13 protein-coding genes are annotated in these 16,507 nt (G+C 59.1%); 11 read left to right on the forward strand and 2 right to left on the reverse strand.

Annotated features, from left to right (window positions below):
- The first annotated feature begins 294 nt into the window (after positions 1–294).
- The 7 genes from folD to AC5P65_RS15550 all read left to right on the forward strand — a co-directional run bounded on the left by folD (position 295) and on the right by AC5P65_RS15550 (position 10,225).
- Positions 295–1,173 (forward strand): bifunctional methylenetetrahydrofolate dehydrogenase/methenyltetrahydrofolate cyclohydrolase FolD, encoded by an 879-nt coding sequence (gene folD, locus AC5P65_RS15520; protein WP_164133639.1) that lies wholly within the window; start codon positions 295–297, stop codon positions 1,171–1,173.
- 373 nt (positions 1,174–1,546) lie between these two features.
- Positions 1,547–3,004 carry an IMP dehydrogenase gene (gene guaB / locus AC5P65_RS15525; protein WP_032958143.1) on the forward strand — a complete coding sequence of 486 codons (1,458 nt, stop codon included), beginning with the start codon at positions 1,547–1,549 and terminating at the stop codon, positions 3,002–3,004.
- Positions 3,005–3,107: 103 nt separating this feature from the next.
- Positions 3,108–4,673 (forward strand): glutamine-hydrolyzing GMP synthase, encoded by a 1,566-nt coding sequence (guaA, locus tag AC5P65_RS15530; protein ID WP_495215693.1) that lies wholly within the window; start codon positions 3,108–3,110, stop codon positions 4,671–4,673.
- 193 nt (positions 4,674–4,866) lie between these two features.
- Positions 4,867–6,267 carry a TRM11 family methyltransferase gene (locus tag AC5P65_RS15535; RefSeq protein ID WP_495215694.1) on the forward strand — a complete coding sequence of 467 codons (1,401 nt, stop codon included), beginning with the start codon at positions 4,867–4,869 and terminating at the stop codon, positions 6,265–6,267.
- Entirely contained in the window at positions 6,260–7,243 is a 984-nt protein-coding gene (locus tag AC5P65_RS15540; RefSeq protein WP_495215695.1) for a phosphoribosyltransferase-like protein, read from the forward strand. Before AC5P65_RS15535 ends, AC5P65_RS15540 begins: the two co-directional genes overlap by 8 nt.
- Positions 7,240–9,270, forward strand: a complete 2,031-nt coding sequence (locus AC5P65_RS15545; RefSeq protein WP_495215696.1) for an ORC-CDC6 family AAA ATPase — start codon at positions 7,240–7,242, stop codon at positions 9,268–9,270. The genes AC5P65_RS15540 and AC5P65_RS15545 overlap by 4 nt, the downstream gene beginning before the upstream one ends.
- A gap of 154 nt (positions 9,271–9,424) precedes the next feature.
- Positions 9,425–10,225 carry a hypothetical protein gene (locus AC5P65_RS15550; RefSeq protein ID WP_495215697.1) on the forward strand — a complete coding sequence of 267 codons (801 nt, stop codon included), beginning with the start codon at positions 9,425–9,427 and terminating at the stop codon, positions 10,223–10,225.
- A 110-nt stretch (positions 10,226–10,335) separates the two neighbouring features.
- On the opposite strand, the gene AC5P65_RS15555 is transcribed toward AC5P65_RS15550, so the two are convergent.
- A complete protein-coding gene (locus tag AC5P65_RS15555) occupies positions 10,336–10,695 on the reverse strand; it encodes a hypothetical protein (protein WP_495215698.1) in 360 nt (119 codons plus the stop codon).
- A 544-nt stretch (positions 10,696–11,239) separates the two neighbouring features.
- Positions 11,240–12,157 (reverse strand): LysR family transcriptional regulator, encoded by a 918-nt coding sequence (locus tag AC5P65_RS15560; protein WP_495215699.1) that lies wholly within the window; start codon positions 12,155–12,157, stop codon positions 11,240–11,242.
- A gap of 96 nt (positions 12,158–12,253) precedes the next feature.
- On the opposite strand from AC5P65_RS15560, the gene AC5P65_RS15565 reads away from it, so the two are divergent.
- The 4 genes from AC5P65_RS15565 (at position 12,254) to AC5P65_RS15580 (ending at position 16,339) form a co-directional block, all read left to right on the forward strand.
- Positions 12,254–13,093 carry a type 1 glutamine amidotransferase domain-containing protein gene (locus AC5P65_RS15565; protein WP_495215700.1) on the forward strand — a complete coding sequence of 280 codons (840 nt, stop codon included), beginning with the start codon at positions 12,254–12,256 and terminating at the stop codon, positions 13,091–13,093.
- A 99-nt stretch (positions 13,094–13,192) separates the two neighbouring features.
- A complete protein-coding gene (locus AC5P65_RS15570) occupies positions 13,193–13,924 on the forward strand; it encodes a hypothetical protein (protein WP_495215701.1) in 732 nt (243 codons plus the stop codon).
- Between the two features lie 85 nt (positions 13,925–14,009).
- Positions 14,010–14,489 carry a hypothetical protein gene (locus tag AC5P65_RS15575; RefSeq protein ID WP_258391444.1) on the forward strand — a complete coding sequence of 160 codons (480 nt, stop codon included), beginning with the start codon at positions 14,010–14,012 and terminating at the stop codon, positions 14,487–14,489.
- 563 nt (positions 14,490–15,052) lie between these two features.
- Positions 15,053–16,339 carry an alpha/beta fold hydrolase gene (locus AC5P65_RS15580; protein ID WP_258391445.1) on the forward strand — a complete coding sequence of 429 codons (1,287 nt, stop codon included), beginning with the start codon at positions 15,053–15,055 and terminating at the stop codon, positions 16,337–16,339.
- Positions 16,340–16,507: the final 168 nt, after the last annotated feature.

Here is a 16,507-nt window from a genome sequence, read left to right on the forward strand (position 1 = left end):
GCGGTCGGTTGTAGAGCCGAGCCCATGCTCGGCTGCTCTTCGGTCGGGTTGCGATAAAGCCGCGCTGCGCGCGTGAGCCGAGCGTAGGCTCGGCTCTACACGGGCGGGGCGGTCGGTTGTAGAGCCGAGCCCATGCTCGGCCGCTCTTCGGTCAGGTTGCGAAAAAGCCGCGCTGCGCGCGTGAGCCGAGCGCAGGCTCGGCTCTACAGGGGCGGGTCGGTCGATGCCGTGGCGGTGGGCGAGGGGGCCTGAATCGGGGACAATAGCGTCCCCGCCGCCCCACGCCTGCCCCCGATGAACGATTCCGCCCCCCAGCATCCTGCCCGCATCCTTGATGGCCGCCGCATCGCCGAGGACCTGCTCGACAGCCTGAAGGTGCGCGTCGACGCCCGCGTGGCTGCTGGTGGCAGCCGCCCGGGCCTGGCCGTGGTGCTGGTCGGTGGCGACCCGGCCTCGACCGTGTATGTGCGCAACAAGCGCCGTGCCGCCGAGAAGGTCGGCATTGAGGCGCATGACTACGATCTGCCGGCCGGGACCACCGAAGCCGAGCTGCTCGACCTGATCGACCAGCTCAACGCCGATCCGAAGATCAACGGCATCCTGATCCAGCTGCCGCTGCCGGGCATCCCCGATGCGCGCCGACTGATCCAGCGCATCGACCCGCGCAAGGACGTGGACGGCTTCCACCCGGAAAACGTCGGCCACCTGGCCCTGCGCGAGTTCGGCCTGCGCCCGTGCACCCCGCGCGGCATCACCACGCTGCTGGGCCACACCGACCAGCCGGTGCGAGGCCGCAACGCCACCATCGTGGGCGTTAGTAATCATGTCGGCCGCCCGATGGGCCTGGAGCTGCTGATTGCCGGCTGCACCGTGACCAGCTGCCACAAGTTCACCCCCAAGGACGTGCTGGAACAGGCCGTGCGCAACGCCGACATCCTGGTGGTGGCGGTGGGCCGCCCCGGCATCGTGCCGGGCGAGTGGGTGAAGCCGGGCGCGGTGGTGATCGATGTGGGTATCAATCGGTTGGATGACGGCCGCCTGGTGGGCGACGTCGGGTTTGAGGCGGCCGCCCAGCGGGCCAGCTGGATCACCCCGGTGCCGGGGGGCGTGGGCCCGATGACCGTGGCCACGCTGATGCAGAACACCCTGGAAGCCGCGGAAGCGCTGAGCTGACCCCAATTGGGGCTATCTGCTGTTGGTGGGTGCCGACCGTTGGTCGGCACAATGCTGGGGCACAGGTGTCTGAAGGGTAGTGCGGACCAACGGTCCGCACCTATCAAAGATGCCCCAGGGCTGGCCCAGGTGATCCTCTCAAGGTCAAGGTGGGTGCCGACCGTTGGTCGGCACAATGCCGGTGCACAGGTGTATCAAGGTAATGCGGACCAACGGTCCGCATCCACCAAGGGCAGGTTCCAGGCCCTGAGAGCCGGTTCCAAGCCCTCCTGAACCAATCGCCGCCCGCGCGACACTGCGTCGCATCTCCCCCCTGCCACGCGGCGCGAAAACAGGGTAAAATGTCGCGCTTCCCCACATCTCGGGTATGCCGATGCTGCGCATCCAGGCTGAAGCACTCACGTACGACGACGTCTCGCTCGTCCCCGCCCACTCGACCATCCTGCCCAAGGACGTCAACCTCGAAACGCGGTTGACTCGCGACCTGAAGCTGAAGCTTCCGATCCTGTCCGCAGCCATGGACACCGTCACCGAAGCCCGCCTGGCCATCGCCATGGCCCAGCTCGGCGGCATGGGCATCATCCACAAGAATCTCAGCCTGGAACAGCAGGCCGCGGAAGTGGCCAAGGTCAAGAAGTTCGAGGCCGGTGTCATCCGCGACCCGATCACCGTCGGCCCGGAAACCACCATCCGCGACGTGCTGGCCCTGACCCAAGCGCACAACATCTCCGGCGTGCCGGTGGTGGGCAGCGACGGCCAGCTGGCCGGCATCGTGACCCACCGCGACATGCGCTTCGAGACCGAGCTGGACGATCCGGTCCGCCACATCATGACCAAGAAAGATCGCCTGATCACGGTCAAGGAAGGCGCCGCGTCCGACGAAGTGCTGCAGCTGCTGCACCGCAACCGCATCGAAAAGGTGCTGGTGGTCAACGATTCGTTCGAGCTGCGTGGCCTGATCACCGTCAAGGACATCCAGAAGAACACCGACTTCCCGAACGCTGCCAAGGACCTGTCGACCCGCCTGCTGGTCGGCGCTGCCGTCGGCGTGGGTGGCGATACCGATCGCCGCGTGGAAGCGCTGGTCGCCGCCGGCGTGGACGTGATCGTGGTCGATACCGCACACGGCCACTCGCAGGGCGTGCTGGACCGCGTCAGCTGGGTCAAGAAGAACTTCCCGAACGTGCAGGTCATCGGTGGCAACATCTGCACCGGCGAAGCCGCACTGGCGCTGCTGGACAGCGGCGCTGACGCAGTGAAGGTCGGCATCGGCCCAGGTTCGATCTGCACCACCCGCGTCGTTGCCGGCGTCGGCGTGCCGCAGGTGACCGCCATCGACCTGGTGGCCGAAGCGCTGCAGGACCGCATCCCGCTGATCGCCGACGGTGGCATCCGCTACTCGGGGGACATCGGCAAGGCGCTGGCCGCCGGTGCCTCGACCATCATGGTCGGCGGCCTGCTGGCCGGTACCGAGGAATCGCCGGGCGAGACCGAGCTGTACCAGGGCCGTTCGTACAAGAGCTACCGCGGCATGGGTTCGCTGGCTGCCATGGAGAAGGGGTCGAAGGACCGCTACTTCCAGGACGCCGCCACCGCCGACAAGCTGGTGCCGGAAGGCATTGAAGGCCGCGTGCCGTACCGCGGCCCGGTGGGCGGCATCATCCACCAGCTGATGGGCGGCCTGCGCGCCACCATGGGCTACGTGGGCTGCGCCACCATCGACGAGATGCGCAGCAAGCCCAAGTTCGTGAAGATCAGCGGCGCCGGCCAGCGTGAGAGCCACGTCCACGACGTGACCATCACCAAAGAGCCGCCGAACTACCGCGCCTGATGCGGGCCGAGCAAAGAGGAACGGGGAAGCACTTCCCGTTCCTCTTTCTCCATCTGCCGCCGTAAATCTGATTTCGTTTTCCCTACTGCATTGCCGGGGCGCCATGACCAACATCCATAACGACAAGATCCTCATCCTCGATTTCGGCGCGCAGTACACGCAGCTGATCGCCCGCCGCATCCGCGAGCTGGGCGTCTACTGCGAAATCTGGGCGTGGGACCACAACCCGGCCGAGATCGCGGCGTTTGGCGCCAAGGGCATCATCCTGTCCGGTGGCCCGGAATCGACCACGCTGCCGGGTGCCCCGGCCGCGCCGCAGGAAGTGTTCGACAGCGGCCTGCCGATCTTTGGCATCTGCTACGGCATGCAGACCCTGGCCGCGCAGCTGGGCGGTGCCACCGAAGCGGCGGATCAGCGCGAGTTCGGCCACGCCGAAGTGAACGTGATCAACCCGGATGCGCTGTTCAAGGGCCTGAGCGACCACGGCGGCGAGCCGAAGCTGAATGTCTGGATGAGCCACGGCGACCACGTCTCCGTTGCACCGCCGGGCTTCACCATCACCGCCACCACCGACCGCATTCCGGTGGCCGCCATGGCCAACGAAGAAAAGCGCTGGTACGGCGTGCAGTTCCACCCGGAAGTGACCCACACCCTGCAGGGCCAAGCGCTGCTGCGCCGCTTCGTGGTGGATATTTGCGGTTGCCAGACCCTGTGGACCGCCGCCAACATCATCGACGACCAGATCGCCCGCGTGCGCGAACAGGTGGGCGATGACGAAGTGATCCTGGGCCTGTCCGGCGGCGTCGATTCGTCCGTGGTGGCCGCGCTGCTGCACAAGGCCATCGGCGAGAAGCTGACCTGCGTGTTCGTGGATACCGGCCTGCTGCGCTGGCAGGAAGGCGACCAGGTGATGGCGATGTTCGCCGAGCACATGGGCGTGAAGGTGGTACGCGTGAATGCCGCCGACCGTTACTTCGCCGCGCTGGAAGGCGTGAGCGACCCGGAAGCCAAGCGCAAGATCATCGGCAACCTGTTCGTTGAAATCTTCGACGAAGAGTCGAACAAGCTGAGCAACGCCAAGTGGCTGGCGCAGGGCACCATCTACCCGGACGTGATCGAGTCGGCTGGCAGCAAGACCGGCAAGGCGCATGTGATCAAGAGCCACCACAACGTGGGCGGCCTGCCAGAGCACATGAAGCTGGGCCTGGTGGAGCCGCTGCGCGAGCTGTTCAAGGACGAAGTGCGCCGCCTGGGCGTTGAGCTGGGCCTGCCGCGCACCATGGTCTACCGCCATCCGTTCCCGGGCCCGGGCCTGGGCGTGCGTATCCTGGGCGAAGTGAAGCGCGAATACGCCGAACTGCTGGCCAAGGCCGATGCCATCTTCATTGATGAGCTGCGCAAGGCCGATCTGTACGACAAGACCAGCCAGGCGTTTGCCGTGTTCCTGCCGGTGAAGTCGGTAGGCGTGGTGGGCGATGCGCGGGCCTATGAGTGGGTGATTGCGCTGCGTGCGGTAGAGACGATTGATTTCATGACGGCGCATTGGGCGCATCTGCCGTATGAGTTCCTGGGCACGGTGAGCAACCGGATCATCAATGAGTTGCGGGGGGTGTCGCGGGTCGTCTATGACATCTCGGGGAAGCCGCCTGCGACTATTGAGTGGGAATGAGCGTGGTTCTTGATGTAGGCTCGCCGAGATAGGCGCGGAGTGACTATAGGGCGCGGAATTCGCGCCCTTTCAGTTTGTGGCCATGTCAGAACGCGAATGGGAACCTGTTGGATAGATGGTGATCAATTCGCTAGCGTAATGAAGCGCCATTGTTGCCTGCGAGTGCCAGTCGGTCTTATCACTATAAACTGTGATGAACAATAATTTCGGTAGTTTGATGTCGAGAATAACTAGCGATGGTTTTGGAGCGAACGAGGCAGGGAGGGTGCCGGCCAGCTCCGTCGGGTATCCTTTTGACACAAGTTCGGCGGTGCTGAAGTTGTTTGCGGAGTACGCAATCGAAGGGCAGCCTGTCGCTGTATCATTTAGGCAGCTTGTTCCATGGATTAAGATGGGTGAGCGCGCGACGCACCATATTCACCATTATCCGGCTAAGCTCATCCCCCAGATCGCTCATTTCTTCTTGGCTACAGAAATTTTCTGTCCAAGGTATGGGGTGGTGCTTGATCCATTCGGTGGGACTGGTACTGTGGCGCTTGAGACCTGCTTGTCAGGTCGCCATGCTGTATACGCTGATACAAATCCTTTGGCTCGCATGATCGCGGCAGCCAAAGTTACTCCTATCGCCAATCTAGACGCCGACTCTTTGCTCTCATCTGTATATAGTCGATATAAGCGAGCCCGCAGCAACTCGCTCCCGGATGTAGTGAATGTGGAAAAATGGTTCGCAGGATCAGTCATTCGGCAGTTGGCTAGACTAAAGCGATCAATTGACGCAGAGCCTGTTGAAGCTATTCGGAATTTCTTGCTGGTTACCTTTTCAGCCACACTTCGAAAGGTAAGCAATGCCGATCCTAGGCTTTCTGTTCCTGTGTTAATAAAAGCTCGATCGACGCCGAGTGGCGAAGTTGATGTATTTAAACGATTTTCCGAGCAATGTGAAGCCAATGTGCGCCGTATGAGTGAGTACATGGCCGCTATTAACGGCGGCGGATCTCTAACGGTTGCCGGATCCGATTGCCGTCGTTTGCTAGTGCAAGATGGTGGTGTTCTAAATCCAGGCGAGGTCGACCTAGTTATTTCATCCCCGCCTTATGCTGGAGCTCAAAAATATATTCGTGCTTCTTCACTTAGCTTGGGTTGGCTGGGGCTAGCAGGGGCGGGAAAGCTTAAGCCTCTAGAGAATCTAACGATTGGACGTGAGCATCTACAGCTTAGGGATCGATTGCAGGCGGGAGAGACGCACGCGCCAAGCGCAGAAAAGGTTCTGAGGAGAATAGAGGCCAAGAATGGTTATCGCGCGGCAATATGCCGGATCTATCTCATTGAGATGTATGATGCCCTTGTTCAGGCGGCGAAATGCCTAAGGCTTGGTGGATACTTTATTCTTATAATAGGGAATAATCAGGTATGTGGTGAGGAGTTCTGGTCATCCACATACTTATCTGAAATGTTGACCGGGCTGGGTTTTAGAGTTGAGCTCGAGCTGGTAGATGAAATCAAGTCTCGCGGCCTCATGACCAAGAGAAATAGGTCGGCCGGCATGATATCTAGGGAATGGGTGATCGTGTTCAAGAAGGTGAGAGATGCTTGAAATTCCAAATGGGCTTTCCAATGATCAGATCTTGGCGTGGGAATCTTTAGCTAGCAGAATTGTTACTTTGAACGAGCGGGCTTGGGATCGGAGGGTGGGCGCCGAGGTTATAACTAGTTGGCTGGAAAACTTTGACGGCCGAACTGGGAATGCTACCGCGGAGGAGCGCCTCGGGGCTCTCTATATGCTTTCTCAGTTTATGTACTTTGGTTCTCGAGAAATTAGAGTTCTTCTGCAGGCTTTATATAGGGATCTATTTCTCTTGCCTCTCGCGCATGAGGTGAAGGCGCGTACCGGATCGGTTTCAGATTTTAATTCTGAAATGAATAGTCAGATATCAAAAACCAGATTCTTGGGTCTGGGTAATCCATCCGAAAGTGGCGTTCATTTGCTCTATTACTTTAGACAGGAAAATCTGCTTTCCAAGTCTGATTTCATCGATGCGGCTCAGATGTACAAAAATGTCGAAGTGGCAGGCGAGCGTCGCAGGGTCGCGAGATACGACGATGTGGAGCGGTACATCTTCATAGACGACATGTGCGGTAGTGGTGAGACGGCTGTAAGATACTCGAATGACGTTCTGCCTGACCTTCTGGATCAAAAGCCCGGGATAGAAGTCAGCTATCTCTGTCTTTTCGGAACCAAGGCGGGAATGGATCGAGTCAGGGGAGAGTCTCGATTTGGTCAGAATGCCGCTGCTGTATTTGAGTTGGATGAGAGCTATAAATGGTGTTCTAAGGATTCCAGATTCAAGGCGGGCATTCCCGTTGGAGTCGATCCCAAAATTCTGGATTCAATAGCACTAACCTACGGTAGTGGCCTGAGTATTCACCATCCCCTGGGATACTTGGATGGGCAGCTTCTCCTTGGATTCTTTCATAATACGCCTGATAATACCATGCCCGTAATATGGGCGGACGCATACAATAGCGGGACTTCTTGGTATCCCGCATTCCGAAGGTACCCTAAAGTATGAATCATTTCAGTGATGATCCGAAGGTATATCAGAATCCATTTGAGCTGAACAAGGCTTCAGACTATTCGGACAAGCAGGTTCAGGACTATTGGGTAGACGTCGAGGATCTCAAGCTACTCCGTTTATTGAATCTGAGCTCCGCTAGGCCGATGTTCCTTCTGGGCGGCAAGGGCAGTGGGAAGACGCATTTAATGCGTTACTGCTCTTCAGCCGTTCAAGAGCTTCGTCATGATTCTCTGCGTTTAGCCATAGAGTCTGACGGGTATGTAGGTATATATACCAGTATCGACGGCTTGAACGTTCATCGGTTCTCAGGGAAAGGCCAGTCCGAGGAGGCTTGGTCTGCGGTCTTCTGCTATTCGTTCGAGCTGTGGCTTGCTGTGAGTCTTCTGACATCTCTGCAGTTTGAGTTGGATCGAGAGCCTGAAATTTCTGCTCGAGTGGAGTCCGATATCCGGGCTATGGTGCAACTTGAGGGGGAGGGGAAGGGTAGTATATCTGGACTCATTGATTCTCTTAATGGTCTCCGCCGTCACGTCGATCTTATTGTAAATAATGCTGCCATTAAGCGAAGCCTGAGCGGAATTGAGGTCGGCTTTACGCCAGGGCACTTGGTTTATGGAATTCCCAAGCTGCTCGCGAAGGAATATTCGTTTCTTTCTGAGGCGATGTTTATTTATCTTATAGATGAGCTAGAGAACTTCACGGAGCAGCAACAGTTCTTTATCAATACCTTGATAAGGTACAGGAAGGGGCCTGCAACGCTGCGTGTTGGATCTCGTATTAATGGTGTAAAGACATTTTTAACTCTGGGGGCGGGTGAACCCATCCGCAGGGGCGCAGAGTTCGATGTTGAAGTCATCGATGAAGTACTTCGGCTTGAGAAAGCAAAGTACGAAAAGATGGCTGAAAAGCTCGTAAAAAGGCGGATTCAGCTGGCTGGCATTGATATCTCTCTCCGTAGTCAACATCCTAGAGAATTCTTCTCTGAACCAGATCCAACTGACTGTTATCGTGAAGCGTCTCTCGCACTAGTTAACGGACGGGATATGGCTGGGCAGCGACGACCACACTTGGCGCGTCTTGAGAGGCAGCTCGCAGATGTACTGTCTGATGCGGAGGAAGTGGCCCGAATCGTCAAGAATCTAAGTGTGGCAGATCATCCGGTTCTCGAGAAGATTAATATTATGATCTTCTTAAAGCGTGTGTCGCGTGGCGGGGATCTGATTGAGCTATCCGATAAGGTGGCAGCTGACTGTGCAGCCTTCCGATTGGGAGGCCGGTCGGCTTCATCGTCGTACTACGTTACCTATACGCACTTTTCTTCGGATATATTTGCTCAGCTGTATAGAGATTACGGGAAAAGACCAGTTTATGCTGGGTTTAGAACTCTTGTCAGATTGTCGCAGGGTATTCCGAGAAATCTTCTCAATCTTCTAAAGAACATATATAGGAGATCTGAGTTTGCGGGGGAGGATCCATTCAGAAGTGGTGTTATTTCTGTTGATGCTCAAACGTATGGCGTCCAAGACTCGGCGGATTGGTTCTGGGAGGACGCGCAACCAGACCGTTTTGGTTCTGTGGTGCGTGGCGCGGTAGAAAATGTCGCGACCCTTCTGCGCTCAATAAGATACAGTGATAATCCTTCCGAGTGCGATCTGTGTTCCTTTTTAATTGCCCTGGATGGTTTGTCGGAGGATAGTATTGTCGCGATTCGTGCCGCGGAAAGTTGGTCGTTTCTAATTCAGGTTGGTACCGCATCTGGCTCGAAGAATGATGGTCGAATCCTCTATAAGTACCAAGTCAATCCGATGCTGGCCGCGCGGTGGGGGATTTCTGGGTCAAGGCGAGGGTCGGTGGAGTTGAGCGATGAGCTCGCCAACACCATGTTCTCATCGAAGGGTGAAAGTACTGAAGTTAAGCAGGCCATACGAGCGCGGGTAGATGGAATGGATGGAGGGAAGCTCCTGTCTCGTTGGAAGGTCGCTGCGGCTGCTAGTTCTCAAGGAGGCCTGTTCAATGAGTAGGGATAGGGATCTCCGGCAACTCTACGACTCCCTCGGTGAGGGGCGGTTCCCTCTGCCCAGCGATTACAGCTGTGATGTATTTGTCTCAGCGTTTAACCTGAGTCAGCGAGTGCGAAGTGTTTTCGATCAAGTCTCTGCTGCTCGCAAATGCTGGGTGCTCCATCAGGAATATGATTTCGCATCAGCCGATCTGCCTGAAGGTGCGGAGATGTACACCTCCGGTGCTCAGGGTGAGGCGGACTTTGTGGTTGACGTGATGAAGGATGTTCTGAAAGGGATTTCTTCAGATGCGCGGGTGTGCATTGACTCAACTGGATTTATGCGCCCCCATCTAATGTTTCTGTTGCTCTATTGTAGGGAGAGTGGATTTCTAAATGTAGACGTGATCTACACGGAGCCATCTCACTACGTAAAAAAGGCGGAGACTGTATTTTCGAGTGATGTTATTGAGGTTCGCCAAGTCGAGGGGTATGAGGGGGCTCATTCTACCGATCTCTCGAAGGATATACTCTTGATTGGCTGTGGGTATGATCACGATTTAATTAGTGAAGTTATCTCTTACAAAGGAGGGGCTCGGATTTTGCAGCTGCTTAGCTTGCCATCTCTTAGTGCTGATATGTATCAGGAAAGCCTGGTTAGATTGCAGCGCGTTGTGGAGGCTCCTGGGAGTGTTGCTCCGGTGCAAATTGCGTATGCTGCCGCTAACGATCCATTTGCAACATTCATGGCTGTTGAGAGCGCTCTCCAAAGAATTTCTATAAACCAAGGTGGGATTTCTAATATATATATGAGTCCGCTGGCGACAAAGCCCCAAGTAATTGGGTTTTGTATGTATTACCTCAAGCGCTTGAATGGGTCGTCAGCTAGTCTCGTTTTTCCATTTGCTAGAAAGTACTCGAAAGAGACGAGCAAAGGGGTGGGGCGTAGTTGGCTCTATAGGCTGGGATTATCGTAGTCGTTCTTGTTTTCTTCATCTTCGTGCTCTTTTAGTCGAGAGAGCATGAGTGGTCCCTAGGTCTGCGATTAGTCGAACCTCCTCCCGGAAGGACGAGTGTTGATCGACCTTTAGCTGTCCGGCCTAACCTCATTACAGGCCCACTCAACCAGCCCGCGGCAAGCCAGAAACAATCCATCCACCACTCCCTCATCCAAATGCCGCTCCGGGTCCGCTGCTACCCGGCAGCGGTCTGCCGCGTGCAGGAGTTCCAGCACCGTGAGTGCCCCGACCATCGCACGCTCGCTCCTGGCCAGGCTCACGCGGCGGCCGGGTGATACATCGGTTTCTGGCCACGGGTGCCCATCCGCCCCCTCGCAGCCGCGCATGCGCTTGAGGATGCCGAGGAGGGAGTTCAGATCGGGCAGGGGAGTGTCGTCGTTGATGGGTTCAACAACGGTGTACGAAGAGAAGGTGTCGGATTCGTGCATGGCGTCGGCTTCCGTGGCTGTGCTTAACAGCGCCACCGCGAAGAGGTGGCGGACGGTGCGGGTTCCAAACCGGGACAGACAGTTGTCAATAACCGGCGGGTCCGAAGACCCCCACGCACCGCCCGCCATAAAGACCGACGGATTGCCCGCCGGCACCGGTTAAGGACGGTGCCGACGGGCAAGCGTAAACAACTATCTGTCTCGGGTTTGGACGCCCGCTGCCACCCGTTGTCGGTGGCACGTCATGGTGTTTACGCAGCCGCTTCGAATGCCAATAGAAATTCGCGAAGGAATCGCGGAATCCGAGAGCGAAGAACTATTGTTGCACGCACCATTCATGCAGCACGCGACGCGAGCAGACGCATTCGCGCAGCTACTCTGCTGATGGCGAATCAAAGTGGCGCAATCGCCCATGCCACAAGCGAATAGCGCGACAGCCTTCTTTGCAACAGTTCTTAGTCCGCCTCGCCAAGCAGCGGCACGCGATCAGCCGCACACCCCGAAAATCGGTTCAAACCCGACACCGCCATCGAGCCTTGCGGCTTCAACCAGCGCGATCCTCACCCGCATTCCCCACCAGCAACTCAATCATCGCCCGCGCCGCCGCAGACTGTCGCCGATGCGGCGCATAGATCACCGAGAACGGCCTCGACCGCCCACGCAGCTGCGGCAGCACCTCCACCAACTGCCCACGCTGCAACCGCTCGCGCACGATGAACTCATAGCTCTGGCAGATGCCGATGCCCTGTTCGGCCAGCGACACCACGCCCAGCACATCGTCGGAGGTCTCGATGGACGAACGCGGCAGCCAGTCCACGTCGCGCCCGCCGTCGCGGAAGATCCATGGCGCCAACCGACCGGTGCGCGGGATCACGAAGGGCAGGCACAGGTGCTGCTGCAGGTCGTCCAGCGTCTGCGGCGTGCCCCGGCGCTGCAGGTAGTCCGGCGCGGCCACCAGCAGCAGCGGCGCGTCTTCCAGCTTCCGCCCCACCAGCCCGCTGTCCGGCAGCTGGCCCAGGCGGATGGCCAAGTCGAAGCCTTCGGCCACCAGGTCCACGTTGCGGTTGGTGATGTTCAGTTCCACCTGCACCTGCGGGTACTGCTGCGCAAAGCGCGCCAGCACGGGCGGCAGCCGGTAGTGGCCATAGGTGGTGGGCACGCTCAGGCGCACGCGGCCGGCCAGCGCACCGTCCTGGGCCAGTACGTCGCGCTCGGCATCGTCCAGCAGGCCGAAGGCGGTGCGCACCTGTTCCAGGTAGAGCCGCCCGGCGTCGGTCAGGCCCACGCGGCGGGTGGTCCGCTGCAGCAGCTGTCGGCCCAGTCGCGCTTCCAGGCGGGTGACCGCGCGGCTCAGCACCGAGGGCGTGGTGGACAGCGCCACTGCGCCGGCCGTGAACGAGCCGTGCTCGACCACCGCCAGGAACACCTCCACATCGCCCAGGTAGTCGAACTTGCGGCTCATTTGGCTCTCCGGGGAACAGATGTTTTGCGATGGGGCCAATTTATCGCCGCTGCGGCGATGAATAAAGTGGCCGCCATTCCCCGATAGGAGCTCCCCATGAACCTGATGACCCGGCTGGCCGCAGCGCTGGCCCTGACCTTGGCCGCCAGCGGCGCGCATGCTGCCAACGTGCTGGTGGTGCTGTCCGACGAAAACCACCTGGACCTGAAGGACGGCAAGGTGCTGTCCACCGGCTTCTATCTCAATGAGCTGATGCAGCCGGTGAAGCTGCTGCTGGACGCGGGCCACGAGGTGACCTTCGCCACGCCGCAGGGGCGGGCGCCGACGGTGGATGCGTCCTCGGTGACGCCGGCGTACTTCGGCAACGATGCGGCGCAGCTGACGCTGCACAAGGAGTTGCTGGAGAAGCTGGCGCTGACCTCGCCGACGGCCTCGCCGGTGGTCAGCCTGGCGCGCGTGGAGCAGCAGGGCTACGCGCGATTCGATGCGGTCTACATTCCCGGTGGCCACGCACCGATGCAGGACCTGCTGAAAAGCCCGGCGCTGGGCCGGCTGCTGGCCGACTTCCACCAGCGCAACAAGACCACCGCGCTGGTCTGCCACGGGCCGATCGCGCTGCTGTCCACGCTGGCGGATGCGGGTGGTTTTGTGGCGAAGCTGGAAGCGGGTGCGATGCCGGCTACGCCGAAGTGGATCTACAGCGGCTACCAGATGACGGTGATCAGCAACCAGGAAGAAGAGCAGGCCAAGCCGCTGCTGGGCGGCGGTGAGATGAAGTTCTACCCGCAGACCGCGTTGCAGCGGGCGGGGGCGACGTTCAGCAGCAACACCACGCCGTGGACCGGGCATGTGGTGGTGGACCGCGAGCTGATTACCGGGCAGAACCCGGCTTCGGCGTTGGAGGTGGGGCAGCGGCTGGTGGAGCGGTTGAAGTAAGGCGGGGCTCTGCATCGCGTGCGGTGCCGTGGCAACATGGTGGGCTGGCCTCGTCCTTCCGGGCGGGGCCGGTTTTCCACGGAAGCTCTAGAACACGACATGCGAACGTCTTTTTTCATTCTCTCCGCCTTGTGCCTTGGCCTGCTGTCCGGCTGTGCCAGTGGCCCGGAGGAGCACGCCTCAAGCCGCGAGATCACCAGTGCGTTCGTGGCCGACGACGGCCAGCTGTACCTGCTGCCGCGCTATGACGAGCCGATGCGCTTCAATGCCGCGCCGTTCCGTGAGTACCGGGCGCTGATGGACAGCCCGCTGCGCGAGGCAGTGGCCTGCGCGCAGATGTACTTCCATGAAGACTGGCGCGACCCGGCGAACAAGGCCAAGGTGCACGGCAGCTATGCGCTGCTGCTGCGGCCGGAGCAGGTGACGGCGGAACAGGCCGCGCAGTTCAAGCTGGAGCGGATTGAGGTGCTCCCGCGTGAGGCCAAGGCCGTGGAGGAGCGGGCGCGCTACTACCTGCCGATGGACCGGACCCGTTACGCGCTGGCGTTTGACCGCGCCTGCAATCTTTCAAGGAAGGGCGGCAGCTATTACAGCGCGCTGTTCGAGGGCGACGGCGAGCGGGTGCAGTTGCCGGATGCTGCGGCACTGGCGGAGAAGGGGAAGCTGGCACAGCCGATCAATGCGCGGGCGCAGCGGATCCTGCCGGAGAGGGAGGACAAGCCGGGTGTGGGGTCGGCGGCGGGCAAGGTGCTGGGCGCGGCGTTGATCCCTGTGGCGGTTCCGGTGTTTGTGTTGAGCCTGCCGTTCCTGGGGCCGGATCATTGGAAGTGATGGGGCGTTGAAGCCAGAGCATCCACGCGTGGCGTGGATCTAGTCGGGCCTTGCAAGTGCCTGAACGTTCATCCTGGAGATCTGTGTGCCCAGCACGCTGGAAAATGTTTTGAAGACCGTAGGTTTCATTGTCCTTGCGGCGCTTCCGTTGGTGATCCTCTGGTTTACCCTTCGGCGAATGTCGGCAACTGCTCGCTCGTCCGTGAAATCGGGGCTGCGTTTGGATCCTCCTCGCCGGATATCCGGAACATCCATGACCTTGGTGATGGTGGATGGCAAAGAGGATCGCGAGCACTACTTCTTTGATGCGGAGTCCTTTTACATGCGGCGGGGTCCGCAGCCCACGATGGTTCCGCTTTCGCAGATCACCTCAGTCACGCGAACGTCCGACAGCATCTACGGGCGCTATGTCTGGCAGGTGTGCTTCAGCAAGGCATCGGGCAGAAAGTGCGTGAAGTTTACCAACAACCTGACGCTGTTCAACCGCGACTTCCTGCTGTTTCTGGAGGCGGTGCGGAAGGTCAATCCGCTCGCGACCGTTGAGCGGGCAAGCGTCATCTTCTAGAGCGTGTTTGAAGTTCGGTATGAACAGTGTCACTGCAATGGCATCACAGCGTGCAGCCCCTGTTCGACCGATGTGATCGATGAGAAATGGGCGTTTGTTGCGCAATCGACGTGCGCGGGTGGCCCGCGCGCAGGCTATGACGGCAATAAACGCAAGAATGGAAGCAAGTTTCACATTGCCGTGGACACGCTCGGCCATATATTGCCCGTGCTGGCGAATGAGCAGGAGCGCGCGCAGGTTGGCACTCTGGCTCGGAAGGTCCAGCATGTGACCGGTCAGGCTGTGAAGCCGGCCTGTGTCAGCGAGGGGTATATCTGCTTCAAAGTTCGTAGCGCGCTCTAGACGAATATCCCCGCTTGCTTGCGACCATCTCCAACCAAGAATCGCAGCCACCTCTAGCACACGTTGACCTCCGTACCCGCATGCATCCATGATGGCGTCATTCAGGATGAACTGCGTATGCGCTGCCTCGACTCAACGAATCCGCCAGAACTGGGTTGGTGAGCGCTATCACGTCGACGCTGACTACCTCTGTTGGGCAGCGTCAAGATGGAGCTATAACATTGAAGAAGCGCATTGGGATGTTGATCTTGTCGCTAACGATGCTTGTTCATTCAGCGGTCGCAGCAGAGCCTGAGCAAGTCGTAGCCCGCTTGCTCGATCACCTGGAGGCTGGGCGCATCGCTGAAGCCGAAGCAATGTTCACTCCACAAATGGCCGAAGCGGTACCGGCGGAATCTCTCAGCACCCTGTGGAACTCATTGGGGACTTTGAAGAGTCGTGGCCTGGCAGCGATCAGCACTCATGAAGGCATGCAGCTGGTGTTGGTGCCATTGCAGTTCAGCAACGGTCGATTTGTTGCACAAGTGGTGGTCGACAAACAGGAGAAAGTCGGCGGGTTAATGTTGCGGCCCGCCGCGCCCGAACAAGCGGCGCCGGCCCCGGCCAATGCCAGCTACCATGAGATCGATTTCGTCGTTCCACAGGCACGCGGTGCGCTTCCAGGCACGCTATCGCTTCCCAAAGGAGAAGGCCCATTTCCCGCCGTTGTGCTGGTGCATGGCTCAGGACCGCAGGATCGTGACGAAACCGTTGGACCCAATCGGCCCTTCCTGGACGTCGCGCGCGGTCTCGCCGCGCAGGGTATCGCAGTACTTCGATACGACAAGCGAAGCCGTGCGCGCCCCCAGGATCTTAATGGCGACTTCAGCATTGATGATGAAACAACCGACGATGCGGTTGCCGCGCTCACGGCGTTGGGCGCTGATCGAAGCATAGATGGCAAGCAGCTATTTGTGCTGGGCCATAGCCAAGGCGCGATGCTGGCGCCGCGCATCGCCCAGCGATCACCTGAAGTGAGAGGGGTAGTCCTATGGGCCGCACCCGCGCGAAGCCTGTTGCAGATTATTCCAGAGCAGACCCGCCGCCTCCTTTCGGTAGACGGGCAGCTTGGGCCAAAAGCGGAAGAGCAGCTGGCCATGCTGGATACACAAATCGCGGCTGCTTTGGGTGATCAGGAAGTTGAGGCCAGCAAGCTCCCGCTGGGTGCACCCCAATCCTTCTGGAAGAGCATCGAAGCAATTGACGCGCGCGGCGACGCCAGGTCACTCCGGAAACCATTGCTTCTATTGCATGGTGGCCGCGATTTTCAGGTAACAGCGATTGACTGGCGCATGTGGAACGAATCGCTGGAGGGGCAGCAGGAAGTGCAACTGAGAGAGTATTCCGCACTCAACCACCTCGGCATTGCAGGTGATGGCCCGGCTTCCCCCCAGGAATACATGCAGCCCGGAAACGTGGACCCGGTAATGATCAGCGATCTCGCACGTTGGCTTAAAGCCCAGAAGTAATGAGGCTGTCGGGCCATGAGCGCCCGTAGGCGTTCTCACGTCAAATATGCAATCGAAGATCTGCCGGGTTTCAATCTTCCGAAATATCCCTTATGGTGGATCTGCTGTTTGGACCCGCCGTAGTGTCCACAGGCGGCCCGGATTGGCCCTTGCCAGTAACATGGAGAA

The sequence above is a fragment of the Stenotrophomonas sp. YJH_SMC_48-3 genome (assembly GCF_059369375.1).

What these genes read in the sequence shown, in the direction of transcription:
- folD (WP_164133639.1), top strand. Translation starts at nt 295, where the DNA reads ATGAACGATTCCGCCCCCCAGCATCCTGCCCGCATCCTTGATGGCCGC.
- guaB (WP_032958143.1), top strand. Translation starts at nt 1,547, where the DNA reads ATGCTGCGCATCCAGGCTGAAGCACTCACGTACGACGACGTCTCGCTC.
- guaA (WP_495215693.1), top strand. Translation starts at nt 3,108, where the DNA reads ATGACCAACATCCATAACGACAAGATCCTCATCCTCGATTTCGGCGCG.
- AC5P65_RS15535 (WP_495215694.1), top strand. Translation starts at nt 4,867, where the DNA reads ATGAACAATAATTTCGGTAGTTTGATGTCGAGAATAACTAGCGATGGT.
- AC5P65_RS15540 (WP_495215695.1), top strand. Translation starts at nt 6,260, where the DNA reads ATGCTTGAAATTCCAAATGGGCTTTCCAATGATCAGATCTTGGCGTGG.
- AC5P65_RS15545 (WP_495215696.1), top strand. Translation starts at nt 7,240, where the DNA reads ATGAATCATTTCAGTGATGATCCGAAGGTATATCAGAATCCATTTGAG.
- AC5P65_RS15555 (WP_495215698.1), bottom strand. Translation starts at nt 10,695, where the DNA reads ATGCACGAATCCGACACCTTCTCTTCGTACACCGTTGTTGAACCCATC.
- AC5P65_RS15560 (WP_495215699.1), bottom strand. Translation starts at nt 12,157, where the DNA reads ATGAGCCGCAAGTTCGACTACCTGGGCGATGTGGAGGTGTTCCTGGCG.
- AC5P65_RS15565 (WP_495215700.1), top strand. Translation starts at nt 12,254, where the DNA reads ATGAACCTGATGACCCGGCTGGCCGCAGCGCTGGCCCTGACCTTGGCC.
- AC5P65_RS15570 (WP_495215701.1), top strand. Translation starts at nt 13,193, where the DNA reads ATGCGAACGTCTTTTTTCATTCTCTCCGCCTTGTGCCTTGGCCTGCTG.